General features: G+C 31.3%; 16 protein-coding genes. 13 read left to right on the top strand and 3 right to left on the bottom strand.

The window, feature by feature from the left end; all coding sequences use genetic code 11:
* Positions 1-137: 137 nt before the first annotated feature.
* Positions 138-689 (bottom strand): hypothetical protein, encoded by a 552-nt coding sequence (locus EOV51_RS12860; RefSeq protein WP_128152936.1) that lies wholly within the window; start codon positions 687-689, stop codon positions 138-140.
* A 73-nt stretch (positions 690-762) separates the two neighbouring features.
* Complete coding sequence (locus EOV51_RS12855) at positions 763-1053, bottom strand: hypothetical protein (RefSeq protein ID WP_128152935.1); 291 nt, start codon at positions 1051-1053, stop codon at positions 763-765.
* A gap of 141 nt (positions 1054-1194) precedes the next feature.
* On the opposite strand from EOV51_RS12855, the gene EOV51_RS12850 reads away from it, so the two are divergent.
* Positions 1195-1572, top strand: coding sequence for a helix-turn-helix domain-containing protein (locus EOV51_RS12850; RefSeq protein WP_128152934.1), 378 nt, complete (start codon positions 1195-1197; stop codon positions 1570-1572).
* Positions 1573-2057: 485 nt separating this feature from the next.
* A complete protein-coding gene (locus EOV51_RS14710) occupies positions 2058-2537 on the top strand; it encodes a hypothetical protein (protein WP_128330705.1) in 480 nt (159 codons plus the stop codon).
* 300 nt (positions 2538-2837) lie between these two features.
* Here the strand turns inward: EOV51_RS14710 and EOV51_RS12845 are convergent, their stop codons facing one another.
* Positions 2838-3503 carry a hypothetical protein gene (locus EOV51_RS12845; RefSeq protein ID WP_128152933.1) on the bottom strand — a complete coding sequence of 222 codons (666 nt, stop codon included), beginning with the start codon at positions 3501-3503 and terminating at the stop codon, positions 2838-2840.
* Positions 3504-3947: 444 nt separating this feature from the next.
* On the opposite strand from EOV51_RS12845, the gene EOV51_RS12840 reads away from it, so the two are divergent.
* The 11 genes from EOV51_RS12840 to ureC all read left to right on the top strand — a co-directional run bounded on the left by EOV51_RS12840 (position 3948) and on the right by ureC (position 13735).
* Positions 3948-4496: a LemA family protein gene (locus EOV51_RS12840; protein WP_128152932.1), complete on the top strand. Its 549-nt coding sequence runs from the start codon at positions 3948-3950 to the stop codon at positions 4494-4496.
* Positions 4497-4504: 8 nt separating this feature from the next.
* Positions 4505-5653 carry a glycosyltransferase family 4 protein gene (locus EOV51_RS12835; protein ID WP_128152931.1) on the top strand — a complete coding sequence of 383 codons (1149 nt, stop codon included), beginning with the start codon at positions 4505-4507 and terminating at the stop codon, positions 5651-5653.
* Complete coding sequence (locus tag EOV51_RS12830; protein WP_128152930.1) at positions 5653-6582, top strand: hypothetical protein; 930 nt, start codon at positions 5653-5655, stop codon at positions 6580-6582. The genes EOV51_RS12835 and EOV51_RS12830 overlap by 1 nt, the downstream gene beginning before the upstream one ends.
* Positions 6575-6946 carry a hypothetical protein gene (locus tag EOV51_RS12825; protein ID WP_128152929.1) on the top strand — a complete coding sequence of 124 codons (372 nt, stop codon included), beginning with the start codon at positions 6575-6577 and terminating at the stop codon, positions 6944-6946. Before EOV51_RS12830 ends, EOV51_RS12825 begins: the two co-directional genes overlap by 8 nt.
* Positions 6946-8049, top strand: a complete 1104-nt coding sequence (locus EOV51_RS12820; RefSeq protein WP_128152928.1) for a glycosyltransferase family 4 protein — start codon at positions 6946-6948, stop codon at positions 8047-8049. Before EOV51_RS12825 ends, EOV51_RS12820 begins: the two co-directional genes overlap by 1 nt.
* Positions 8046-8678 (top strand): hypothetical protein, encoded by a 633-nt coding sequence (locus EOV51_RS12815; RefSeq protein ID WP_128152927.1) that lies wholly within the window; start codon positions 8046-8048, stop codon positions 8676-8678. Before EOV51_RS12820 ends, EOV51_RS12815 begins: the two co-directional genes overlap by 4 nt.
* On the top strand, positions 8675-9484 hold the full coding sequence (locus EOV51_RS12810; protein ID WP_128152926.1) for a hypothetical protein: 810 nt from the start codon (positions 8675-8677) through the stop codon (positions 9482-9484). Before EOV51_RS12815 ends, EOV51_RS12810 begins: the two co-directional genes overlap by 4 nt.
* A gap of 395 nt (positions 9485-9879) precedes the next feature.
* On the top strand, positions 9880-11001 hold the full coding sequence (locus tag EOV51_RS12805) for a hypothetical protein (RefSeq protein ID WP_128152925.1): 1122 nt from the start codon (positions 9880-9882) through the stop codon (positions 10999-11001).
* Positions 11002-11327: 326 nt separating this feature from the next.
* On the top strand, positions 11328-11633 hold the full coding sequence (gene ureA, locus EOV51_RS12800) for an urease subunit gamma (protein ID WP_128152924.1): 306 nt from the start codon (positions 11328-11330) through the stop codon (positions 11631-11633).
* Between the two features lie 9 nt (positions 11634-11642).
* Positions 11643-12017: an urease subunit beta gene (gene ureB / locus EOV51_RS12795; RefSeq protein WP_128152923.1), complete on the top strand. Its 375-nt coding sequence runs from the start codon at positions 11643-11645 to the stop codon at positions 12015-12017.
* Positions 12014-13735 carry an urease subunit alpha gene (ureC, locus tag EOV51_RS12790; RefSeq protein ID WP_128152922.1) on the top strand — a complete coding sequence of 574 codons (1722 nt, stop codon included), beginning with the start codon at positions 12014-12016 and terminating at the stop codon, positions 13733-13735. The genes ureB and ureC overlap by 4 nt, the downstream gene beginning before the upstream one ends.
* Positions 13736-13752: the final 17 nt, after the last annotated feature.

The raw sequence follows: 13752 nt of genomic DNA, 5'->3' as shown, positions 1-13752 counted from the left end.
AAATCTGGTAGGTAAAAAGAAATAAATATGACTTGTAATAAATAAAAATAATAAATCATTTGTTCTTAATTAAAGATCGTAATTAGTGGCTTATAAACATAAAAATTAGTAGGTTAATACAAAAAATGCTTTCCATTTCATTCATTACATTGTACCGGATAGTCTATTAAATCTCCATTTTCAAGCTTAAAATCAATAGAGCGATTCAATTTAAGTTCCTGAGTGAAATCATCATGATCGTAAACCTCGATAGTAAGAATTTTTGCATTTCTTAAAGCTTCAGTAAATTTTTTAAATAGAGTTTCTTCATAGTTTTTAAATGGATTTTGGAAACTTTTACCATCTAACAAAAGTTGTACCTCCCGGTCGTCGTTAGAGCTCAAAAAATCTATGCCTCCGTAGCTTCCGTCTCTGTAGTTATTAGAAAATTCAATATGAAATCCGGGTCTATCAGTTGCTTTTTCACAAATAATGGAAAAAAATAAATGATAATCTTTATTGGAGCAATTCAATATATAATTATGATTCTTATCTTTCAGTAAAACCCAACCTTTTTGTGAAACACTTTGGGAAATATTGCCGAGTTCCTGCTCTGATAATTTTTCAAGATCAACTATTGTTTTAGTAGTCTGTGAAAATGAAAAAAGGCTAAAGACAAAAAATAGCAATATCAGTATAGTTTTATTCATAGCGCAAATTTAACAAGTTTTTTTACCTAGAATAATAAACACTTTCTATAGAATTGATTGTTTTATATAATTTTTATCTGGATATAGTACTAATCTCATCCAGCAACTCTAACTCAGGAAAGGGGATAAGCTTATTAGCAAAATCTAAAAGATTATAAATGTCAGTTCGTATCTCTTCATCTACCAATTCTTCTTTCAGGAAGAGAGATTGTTGAGAGATACGGATTAATGCAGAAAGCAAGCAACCTAAGTCTGTATAGCTTTCCATTTCCACCATTAAACAATTTTTATTATGCCTGTTCTTACGGATAGTTTCCATAGATTCTTTTGCTTCTTTCCAGAATTCCGGATCTTTCTTTTTCATACTAGGATTATTTTTTAGCAAAGTGAATGCATAATTGTCCTATAAGCTACTAATGAAGCCTTTATTATATAAGAAGCATTAATAAAATATAGCTCTGTTTTTATCAGATTATTTTTTTATTTTTGCTAAAACATTTTTGTTATGAATACAGAGACAGCACCTAAGAAAGTACACCAGGGAAGAAATATTAAAAGACTAAGAGAAATGCTTGGAATTAAGCAGGAATCTTTAGCTTTTGATTTAGGTGTTAGTCAGGCAACTGTATCGGATTATGAACAAAAGGAATTGTTGGAAGATAAGATACTTGAAAAAGTTTCTCAGGCATTAAAAGTTCCTGTAGAAGCGATTAAAAACATGACTGATGAAGCTACAGTAAATTACATCAATACTTTTAATGATAGTGCTAATGGAAATTTCAATAACTACAGTTGCACATTTAATCCTCTTGACAAAGTTGTTGAACTTTATGAGCGAATGCTTAAAGATAGGGAAGAATTGATTGAAAAGCTGTCTAAATAAAGATTACCAATAAAAATTAAGCATACCATAAGTCATATCTTACAATTGCTATTTTTAAATACAAAACAACGAATTCTGCTTTTTCTTTTTCTGTATAATTTATACGGAACGATTACCGTGTGTTCAATTTATGGAAGCAATTTTGGTTTTGGAGATTGGGTTTTACCTTCTCTAATTATAACATTACCTGTAAATTTTTTAAGTTTTGTATATCGTTTTGTACAATCAACACCTTTATATCCGGTATTTATAATTCAAATAGTCATTTTTTTTATTTCACAATTAATAGTTAATTCAATTAATAAAAAGCTTAATTAAGATAAAAAATATAAAGCAAAATGTTTTAATATTAATTGCTTTCCTTTTTTACTACGAAACATATAAATGTTTGAGAATAATTTAATCTTACTACAAATTAATTTAATATTTTTGCCAAAATTTTATCTAAGTACACTCAATATTTTTAACTAATTATAAAAATTACTATGAAAAAAACATTATCAATTTTACTTCTTATTTTGTCTACCCTACCGGTATACTCTCAGATAGGAGCCATGAGTTCTTCCATGCGTATGCATCAAATGGCCGTAAGTCAGCACAGAAATTTTATGAACACGAATATGAACCGTATAAATTATTATCGGAATCAATCAATTTCCAGTTTAGAAATTTTTAAAAATAAAGTTTACAAGGTTGATATGAAAATCAAAACAACGAATGCTAAAATTGAGACACAAGAAAAACGGTTAAAGGAGCTGAAAGAGGAAAATAATCCTGTAAATGAGGTTAAAATTGACAAAATAAATAACAAAATTACTTCACTGAATTCAAAATTGGAGGCTTTAAATAAAGAAAAAAAGCTATTTCAAGATAGAGTATCTGAAATAGAGAAGCAAAACCAGATAGAAAGAGAAAAAAAACAAAAAAAGAAAGAAGAGCGAAAAAAGCGTAAACAAAAATCATAAAACTATTTTTCTTTTTTGCTACAAAACAGGCTTACAAATGGTACGATTATTTACCGATTGTGAACCTTTTTAAAGATTCGTAGATCAATAAAAATTCTACTGTCATCCTCATTCAATATTCTCTTTTTTACGTATATTGATATTACACGTTTATTCAAATTTATTTTAATCTTCTCTAACCTATTCTTTATTTACGTAAGTTTTGTTAAATATAATATGAATAGATCTTACTCCTCTTTATGGATAATAATTTATTTTTTCTTTTGTAGAATTCAAAATAGTAAAAAATAAACTAAATAATTAACTATAATTATTCATAAGTAAACTAAAATCATATTCATCATAATGATTTTCCCAAAATTCTGTATTCATTTCATGTAACATTTCACCTACATCCCAATACATAAGTGCCCATCCAAGATAGGGTACACTCCTTCCTAAAATGCCTCCAATTTTAGGTGTTCCAAAAATTTTGATTTGCTTTCCGTTGATTCGCAGTCGATATTTTTCATGAATTAATTTTCTAAAAGTTAGAGATGCTGGAGATGTACCTTTTCCAGATCCTAACGCACCAAATGTTGAACCACTTTTAGGCTTTGTTATAAATGGTTGACCAACCGAAACTAAACCTAAACCTATTAATAATTTCCACCTTTGGTTAATATAGTCAAATAATTCAAAATTATTCACATTTTTTGTTTTTTCAATAAACTCTAATATTAAATTTTCTTTTTCTTCAGGATTATCTAAATCAGATAAATATATTTCTTCTTGCTTGAAATAAACATTTTGTAATTTTAAAATAGGGAAATTTCTACCCCATTCTAATTGGTAAAAACGATCCGTAAGTTTATTTGTAATTGCATCTTCTGGGTGTAATGTATTGTTGTTTAATATTTCAATTTGAGCCTGCCTCATTGCTTCTTCAATTTGATAATTAATGTCATTTTCAGATAATTCTTTCATTTTTTTATTTTAATATAATTACAAATATATAAAAAAAATATTAAAATTTTTAGTTTATAATTTTTTTATATCTAATTTAATAGACATTTTTAGTATATAACAATATGAATAAATTATTATTATCATTTATTTATCCTTCTTTTTCTTAACTATTTCTGATATTACGTTTATTCCAATTTCTTATAATCTTCTCTAACCTTTTTTTGTCAATTTTTAATGATACATTTTACTATAATTTAGTAATGATTTATTAAATAGTTTCTTAGTTACTAATTTTTATTAATTTTTCAACAGACAGCATGGTTTCATAGTATATAACTATACTTAGTAAGAAGCTTTTATTTTCTTTTAGATAAGTTCACTATTATATAAATGTATATTAAGTTGTAAAAGAATATAAATAAAAGCATATTTATTTCTAAATTAGCCGAAAATTATGATAAAATGATTGCTTTATTAATTATTCTAGGTTTACTAGTGTTTGTAATAGTATGGTTTGTACTGACTTATAATGGTTTCGTAAGGAAAAAAGCTAATGCAGAAGAAGGCTGGAGCACAATAGATGTGTATCTTAAAAAAAGAAATGACCTTATTCCTAATTTAGTAGAAACTGTAAAAGGTTATGCTTCACATGAAGCAACGGTTCTTCAAAATGTTACACAGGCAAGAAATTCTCAGGCAGGCACGGTTAAAGAACAGTCAGAGATAGAATCTCAGGTACGAAATGCCATGATGAATTTATATGCAGTTGCTGAAAATTATCCGGAACTTAAAGCTAATTCCAATTTTATATCTTTACAGCAAGATTTAAATTCGCTCGAAGACGATATTGAAATGGCTCGAAGATATTATAACGGAGTGGCAAAAGATAACAACGTAGCACTGGAGTTATTTCCATCCAGAATAGTGGCAAGTATGTTTAACTTTAAAAAATTTGATTTTTTCGAAGTTTCAGATCCTAAAGAGAGGGAAGCGGTTAAAGTAGCTTTCTAACTACGCTCATGAAGATTCATTATGCCTGTTTTGACGCCTTTCCTACAAGTAAGGGCGCTTCTACACACATATACCATACGATTAAGGCCTTAGAGCCACTTACCGATAGATTAAATTTATATTGTCTGAGGGGAGGAGACGACGCTGGTAAAGACTTTGGCAATGCAACTTATATTTATGATTTCCATTATCCGGATAAAGGAGATAATTATCCTAAAAAAGCCGGACTCTTTACTGAAAAAATTTTTGATTGTATGGAGGTTGCCAGAGAAGAAGGAATTGCTCAGTTTCGTGACATATGGGGCGGTTTAGGAATGATTAACCGGCCTAACTTGAAGACGATATTTGAAGTAAATGCACTAACTTCTTTAGAATTACCGGTACGTTATCCCTTATTAACCGAAAGTTTTATAAAGAATATAGAACAATTGGAAAATACATGTTTACAATCCTGTAATCATATTATAACCCCCTCGGCGGTAACAAAAAAATATATCGAATCCAGATTTCAGATTTCTGAATCTAAAATTACGGTTATACCCAATGGTGCCGAAATAGATATAAGTACCAGGGTAGTAGATTCTTTACCTGCCGACTATCTGGTCTATTTCGGAGCCCTACAGCCCTGGCAGGGAGTAGATATTTTAATCAAATCATTTAAATATCTGGAAGATTATCCTCAATTAAAGCTGATCATTTGTTCTTCCGTAAAAGAAAAATTTAATAAAAATTACGATAAACTCATTCAAAATTTAGGGTTTAAAGATAAAATCATATTTTATAATGAACTAGATAAAGAAAGTTTACATTATATAATTAAAAACTCCAAGGCTTCGGTTGCTCCACTAAAATTTGGTGACAGAAACATGGTACAAGGCTGCTGCCCTATAAAAATTTTGGAAACTATGGCTAGCAAAACGCCGTTGATAGCCTCTGATTTACCCGTCGTACGAGAACTTATTGGTGAAAATTATGCTTTTCTTTTTGAACCCGAGGATGAAACAGATTTAAGCAGATGCATACGGTTTATACTGGATAATCCAACCCCAGCTAAGGATAAAGCCTTTCAGGGATATGAATTTTTTAAAGCTCATTTTACCTGGCAGCATCATACAAAAAAACTTCAGGATGTTTATTTTAAATTATATAAATCATAATGGAAGGTTATTACGATATAAAAAAGCTAAATGCCGATATGGCTCCTATAGAAAGAGCTTATCTTTTAAAAGGGTTCAGTGCAAAAAAAAGACCCTTGCAATGGATAAAATTTTTTCGTTTGTGTGTTATACAAAAAGAGTCACAGCAGAAAAAAATGAATAAAAAGAACAAAATTTTTATAGGAATAACCATCTTTATTGGAATTTTGTTATTAATAATGTTTCAGATTAATTTTATTTTTTTAGCCATGTTTATAGTGGGCATATGTTGTATAGTTATTCTATACAGAAAAAATAGATTTAATAAAAAATATGGAAACGGATATGAATTTTTTGCTGAATATTTCTCTGCTTTTCTTACCCTTATAGAAGAAGAGCTTACCAGTTCAGGAACACTACACCTTACGGCTAATATCAATAAAACGACATCATCAAAGTATTTAAAAAATAAAACTCCGGCGCATTCTAACACCCGGGGATTTATTTCCGGGCAAAATCTTTTTTTTGAAAAAGAAATCGCTCAGGGTTCCTGTAAGCTAAAAGATGGCTCTTTGTTAAATTTTAGTTTTGTAGACAGAACCAGAAAAAGGGTTATCAATAAAAAAAGCCTTAGTGGTAAACACAAAACGAAATACAAGTATAAAAGTGTTTATCCTTTTGTTATGCAAATGCAAATATCCAAGTCATTATACTCCATTAAGTCAAAAATTAATCAGGAAGTAAAGATAAATCAAGATAATGACTTTTATTATGTGAAAGTTCAGCGAAAATTCGATATAAGAAAAGAACAACCTAAGTTATATTCTCAAACCAGAAATAGTAATACTATTAGGGTATTTCCAGTTGAATACTTTGTGTTGGAAGTTACTAATCTATTAAACTTGTCTTTAGGACAATTTCAACTTAAAAATAATTTGAGCAATGGATAATGAAAAAAAGTGTGAGGAAACGATAGGTCTTTTTTTAGTTAATAATTGTTTGGGTAAAGCAGAAAAAAAATGTGAAAATTGTGGTAAAGAAATATGCAGGGAGCATTTTTTTACTAATACCAAAGCCAGACGAACTATTAAATTATGCTTAACCTGTAAATCGGTTTTAGATAAGCGTTTAACATCCAACATAGAGCTTTATTCACCAGAGAGGTCCATATGGAGAAAAAAAATGATGAACAGGTTCAAAAATGAATATCCGTTTTTGGTGACTATGAATGATCAATATGGTCCGCTTTTCAATACGATTTATTATGCAGATTTTAATGATTCTACACAGGAGAGTTCATATTTTGACAGTTGATGAAAATACTTTTTGTAACACAAAATTATTATCCCTCCAAAGGTGGAATGGCAGAGTCTTGCAGGAGAATTGTCGGCAATCTCAGGAAAAATAAATTAACCATACATATATTTCATTTTAACTCAAAAACTGAGACTTGTTTTTTTCGAACTGAGAATTCCGGCTCTTACATGTCGGTCCCTATTTACAGGACTGAAGAATACACCTTGAATATAGCTGCTAAATATTTGGAAACGGTTTCCGATAAAATAGAATTTGATGTTATTGTGGCTTTTGGAGGATATTTACCCCTTACGTGGGTTCCAATTATAAGTAAGTATAATTCAAAGCCTTATTATACCTTTATAAGAGGGAATGACTTTGATGAGTTTATTTTTTCAAAAAAGAGAGAAATTTTATTTTATGCATTGCAAAACTCAACTGCCATATGTTGTGTATGTAAAGAAAAACAAATAAAAATAAAAAAACTATTTCCCAAAGTAGAAGTATTTTATACACCGAATGGAATCGACAGCTCTAAATGGATTCTTTCACCCAAAGAACAGGAAAAAGTAACAATTCTGAAAGAAAAATCTTTAGGAAGAAAAATTATATTACTAGCTGGACAGTTAAAATTTAAAAAAGGAATAGCTGGTTTTATAGATAGTTTTCAAACATTTCCCTATAATCAGGAATATGAAATTTGGTTAGTTGGAGATATTTCTGCTTCATTACAGGAATATCTGGCATCAACCAAGATATTGTATCAGATATTTTCATTTGCTACAAAAGAAGAGATTAAACAGTATTATGCGGCCGTAGACATAGTATGTATACCCTCTTTGTATGACGGAATGCCCAATGTACTACTGGAATCTGCTGCCTCAAAAAAAATGGTTATAGCATCTGATACGGGGGGAATGCCAGATGTTATTGAAAACAAGGTATCAGGACTTTTATATAATCCCTTGAAACCCAATGCACTTTTAGAAGTATTACTTCATTATCAATTTCTTAAAGAGGAAGATAGATTAAAAATGATAGATTCATTACACCAAACAGTAAAAGAAAATTTTACAGAGAAAAAAGAACTTAATAATTACTTAAATATAATACAAAAATGAAAAAAATAGCTTTACTATTATTTGCTTTTAATGTTTTACTAATAACCTCATGTAAAAAAGAAAGTAATAATAATAATCAGCAAATTTCTCAGACCGAGAATAACTCATCAGTAGAAACAAACGCTCAGCCCCAATATAAGGTTGAATACTTAGTAAAAGACGAAACCGGAAAAGAACTTGGAGGATTTAGCGTAAACCCGCTGAAAGTTCAGTATGAAAATAAAACCTACACAGCAAAAGAAAAAGAGGGGAAAAGAAAATACTATACGAATGGAGTATTATCCTATGAAGTAAAATTTGCAGAGGGTACTTTTAAACTTAAAAATGCAGACTCCAAACTTTTATGGAAAATAAAAATTTATCCCGATAAAATTAAAATATCCGATAACGAAGAAAATCTTAATCCTTACGAAATCAGAAATAAAGATGGAGTTTTTGAAATAAGTAAGGAAGAGAAAGTCCTTCATACAGTAAACATCTCAGATAAACATATTCAGGTAGATAAGCAGAATAAATACGAAATTTCTCAACCAATAGAAAACTTTGCAGTTGGTATCTTAGGTATTGATGAAATACCTTTAGAGCAAAAACTATTTATTCTTATGGAATATTTATACGAAACCCAATGATATTGATCTATGTATATGGATCAGGACTCGGACACCTTAAGCGGGTGTCCGATTTTCTTTGTATTAAGAATATTAATCCCGAAGAATGTGTAATTTTAACTAATTCTTCCTATCATCATTTTTGGGAAAACTCATGGCAGGTTATTTACCTGGAAGATGAAATTTTTAAACAAAAAAAAAGGTTCTGCACTCTTTTTAAAAAAATATGCAAGGAATATTCAATACAAGAACTTATTGTTGATGTATTTCCCTTGGGGTTTTATGGAGAATTAACAGACTGTCTTCTTACATTTAAAAAGAAAAAAACTTTATTAGCCCGAATACTTTCAGGAAAATATTTTACTTGCTACTCATCACCATTTTATTATGATACAATTTACATACTGGAAAAAGGTGTGGATCACAACAAATATTTGGGCAAAGAAAAGATAAATTTACAATTGCCTTATCAATTGGGGAATCCTGAATTTAATTATCCTCTCTTTAAATATTTTCTTATAATCCATAGTCAGCCGGAATCAGAAATTGATGTATTGTATAAAACAGCATTAATGTATCGCACATCACAGAAAATAATTATAGTCTCTATGATGTTGCCTGGAAATAAATTCCGAGATAAAGATCTAATTATTTTCCATCAGAAACAAGTAAGTTTAGAGTTGATAAAGCATGCAGAAATTGTGTTTTCAGCCTTAGGATTTAATAGTTATAGATTGCTGGGCAGCTGGAAAGAAAAATGGAAACCTATTCCTTTTCCAAGAAAATTTGATAATCAATTTTTAAGAAAGCAAGTAAATGATTTATAAGTAATGAGAATCAATTTTACATGATCATTAAAACCTGTAATATAATTTATTCAATACAAAGCAATAAAATATTCAATATTAGAAATTGCAGATTATAATTGAACTTAATTTCGGCTCGGTTTTAAAACCTGGCTTAATTTTTTACAATAACATTCAGCACATTGCAATTAGGTATAAAAAAATAAAATTTAAATACATACTTACAAATTATTACTATAATCCCTTCATTTTATCTTATTTAAAATAAATATATAAGATTTTCTTATCCCTAATAATAATTAAATAATATTAATAATAAACATTAATATATTTATAGTATTTATTTTATGTTTTTATTTATTATTTAATCTTACATATTATATTTGTAATATAATTAACACATAAAACTGATAAAAATGAATAAACAACTAATAGGTATGCTTTGTATCGGGTTGTTAACGACTAGCAACCCTTTAGCATCACAAGTAGGAGTGAATACACAGACACCAGCATCAACTTTTGATATTGTTGCAAAAAATGTTTCAGGTAGTAGTACGGGGGTAGATGGACTCTTAGTTCCCCGTATAGACAGGTTGCGTGCGCAGAGTATGTCAAATCCTCCGGTTTCAACCATGGTTTATATTAACAGTGTCTCCACAGGAACACAGACCGGATTAGCAGCTAACATAGATGCTGTAGGCTATTATTATTACAATGGAACGGCTTGGGTGAAATTATACAATCCTACCAATAATAACAGCTTGGGGCAGAATATTTACAATACGGATGGCTCTCTTTCAGCTAGCAGGACAGTAACATTAGGAAGTAACACATTAGCTTTTGCAGGAGGTACAACGACCAACGCTTTTTCAGTAAACGGAACCACATTTTCGATAGATGCAGCAAACAAACGGGTAGGAGTAGGGACTGCAAGTCCGGCTAATGCTTTACACGTTACTGCAACTTCCAATCCATTGAGGCTTACAGGGGTTCAGAAAGGCGATGTAACTACGAATCAGTTACTAACCATTGACACTTCCGGAAATGTTAAAAACATAGGTACAATAGCAGATCTTTCCATTCCTTCGCCGGCAATCTTACGGCTAGAAACTACTCAAAGTGATTTTTTAAGTACGGCGACTGCTGGAAGCAAGCAGACGGTCCCTATGACCTTGATTAAAAATTCAATTCCGGGTATGACATATGATGCCTCAACCTATACAGTTACCTTTCCTGCCGGAACCTATCAAATAATTTTTACCTATGAAGCCGTTCATAACAGTACTAATTGTACCATTAGTTCTTATTTTGTTGATTTTCCTTCGGAAAGTACAACCACACGTATTCACAGTACGGCATCCCATAGTCAGGGGAATACTTCTAATCATGGGGGAAGCATTATTTACGCATCTCAGGTAAATGCCAATGTAACATGGATGGTTCAGCTTGGTAGGGGACAGTCTGGGAATTGCTCAGGTGCAGGTATGTCCTTAATGCAGAAGTCTACACAAGTTTTAATTTTTAAAATAGGAAATTAATAAATCATTGTCTTACATATATGAGAAAATTGATAATAAAATTTAAATATTAAATTCTTTGAATCAGTTGCATATTTATAATATTAATATTTTTATCAAAAAAGCCTGAATTAATAAAAATTCAGGCTTTTTTAGTTAGTAAATATACTTTTGAATGTTTTTTAATTAAAATTTGAATGTTAAATAAGGAAATAGTGATAAATTTTATTAAGCACCAGGGTGATTAATAAGGTTATTGTATTAATTTTAATAAAATTTTAATTGGATAATTTTTCTTAATATGGGAATAATGTATAAATTTGTTTGTAATAATAATATAAATTAATATGCGACTTACAAGCAAAGAAACAGAAAAATTACTGTTGCATCTGGCAGGAGAATTGGCATATAAGAGAAAAAGCAGAGGTTTAAAACTTAATTATCCGGAGTCGGTGGCTTATATTTCTAGTCATTTGCTGGAAGCAGCAAGAGACGGAAAATCCGTAGCCGAACTAATGCAATATGGAGCAACACTTTTAAAAAAAGAAGATGTAATGGAAGGAATTGCAGAAATGATTACTGAAATTCAGATCGAAGCAACTTTTCCGGATGGAACCAAATTAGTGACCGTACATTTACCCATCAGAAATTAATATCTAATTATGATACCAGGAGAATATTTTATTAAAGACGGTGATATTGAATGTAATAAAAACAGAGAAACCGTAATTCTGAAAATTATAAATACCGGAGACAGGCCGGTACAGGTAGGCTCGCATTGTCATTTTTTTGAAACTAACAAAGCCCTGAGTTTTGATAGAGAGAAAGCCTTCGGTAAACGTCTGAATATAGCTGCGGGGACTGCCGTACGTTTTGAACCGGGAGAAGGAAAAAAGGTTGAGCTGGTAGAATATGGCGGACGTAAATATGCCTTTGGACATAACAATCTGGTGGATGGTGATACAACAACAGATTCTCAAAAAAAGAAAAGTATGCATAAGATGGAAGAAGAAAAATTTAAAAACAGCCGAGAATGAGCTTAAGAATAAACAAAGCCAAATATGCAGATATGTTTGGTCCGACAGTTGGAGATAAAATACGGTTGGCTGATACGGATTTAATTATAGAAATTGAAAAAGACTATACTGTATATGGAGACGAGAACAAATTTGGAGGAGGGAAGACGGTTCGAGACGGTATGGCTCAGTCGGCAAACGCTACAAGAGAAGAACATGTTTTAGATTTGTTAATCACTAATGTGATTATATTAGATCATTCAGGTATTTATAAAGCAGATTTAGGAATTAAAGACGGAAAAATTAAAGCAATAGGTAAGGCCGGAAATCCGGATATTATGGATGGTGTACATCCGGATATGGTAATAGGAGCTTCTACAGAAGTTCATGGTGGAGAAGGTTTGATAATTACGGCAGGAGGAATAGATACCCACATACATTTTATATGCCCTCAACAAATTGAACATGCGCTATACAGCGGAGTAACAACGATGATTGGAGGAGGAACCGGTCCGGCTGATGGTACTAATGCAACAACCGCTACTCCCGGGCAATGGAATCTCGAGAAAATGTTACAGTCAGCAGAAGCTTTCCCTATGAATTTAGGTTTCTTCGGAAAAGGTAATTGTTCTTCCGAAGAACCGTTGGAAGAGCAGGTTAAAGCCGGAGCTTTAGGCTTAAAGATACATGAAGACTGGGGAGCTACTCCGGCAGTTATAGATGCAGCACTAAAAGTTGCAGATAAATACGATGTACAAGTAGCCATTCATACAGACACACTTAATGAAACAGGATTTCTGGAGGATACGGTCAATGCAATAGCAGGCAGAGTTATTCATACCTTTCATACCGAAGGAGCAGGAGGTGGACATGCTCCCGATATAATTAAAATAGCCATGTATCCTAACGTTTTACCGGCATCAACTAATCCTACGAGGCCTTATACGGTGAATACCATTGATGAACATTTAGATATGCTCATGGTATGCCATCACTTAAGTAAAAAAATACCCGAAGATGTCGCATTTGCAGATTCACGCATAAGACCGGAAACTATCGCTGCAGAAGACATACTTCACGATATGGGGGTCTTCAGTATCATGAGTTCGGATGCACAGGCTATGGGGAGAGTAGGAGAAGTAATAATAAGAACCTGGCAGACAGCAGATAAGATGAAAAAACAAAGAAGTTTTTTACCAGAAGATGAAAAAAATGGAAATGATAATTTCAGAGCCAAAAGATATATTGCTAAATACACGATAAATCCTGCAATAGCGCAAGGAATATCCGAATATATAGGTTCCGTGGAAACGGGTAAATTTGCAGATTTGGTTTTATGGAAACCTGCTTTTTTTGGAGTTAAGCCCGAAATTATTATAAAAGGAGGCTGCATAGTGGCTGCAAGAATGGGCGACCCCAATGCATCCATTCCCACACCACAACCTTTATTATACAGGAATATGTTTGGCGCCTACGGAAAAGCATTGACCCGGACTTCCATAACCTTTGTATCTCAGGCATCCATTGAAAACGGAATTATTGAAAAATACGGTCTTCAAAAAATGGTACTACCTGTCAAAAACTGCCGGTCAATTTCAAAAAAGGATTTAATTCATAATGATAAAACTCCTGAGATAGAGGTAAATCCGGAAAACTATGAAGTAAAAGTAGAAGGCCGGCTAATTACCTGTGAACCTTTAAAAGAAGTAGCACTCGGACAACGTTATTTTTTATTTTAAACACTTATTCTATATAT

It is taken from the genome of Apibacter raozihei, from assembly GCF_004014855.1.
Classification (GTDB): domain Bacteria; phylum Bacteroidota; class Bacteroidia; order Flavobacteriales; family Weeksellaceae; genus Apibacter; species Apibacter raozihei.
This window is presented reverse-complemented; position numbering and strand designations above follow the sequence as displayed.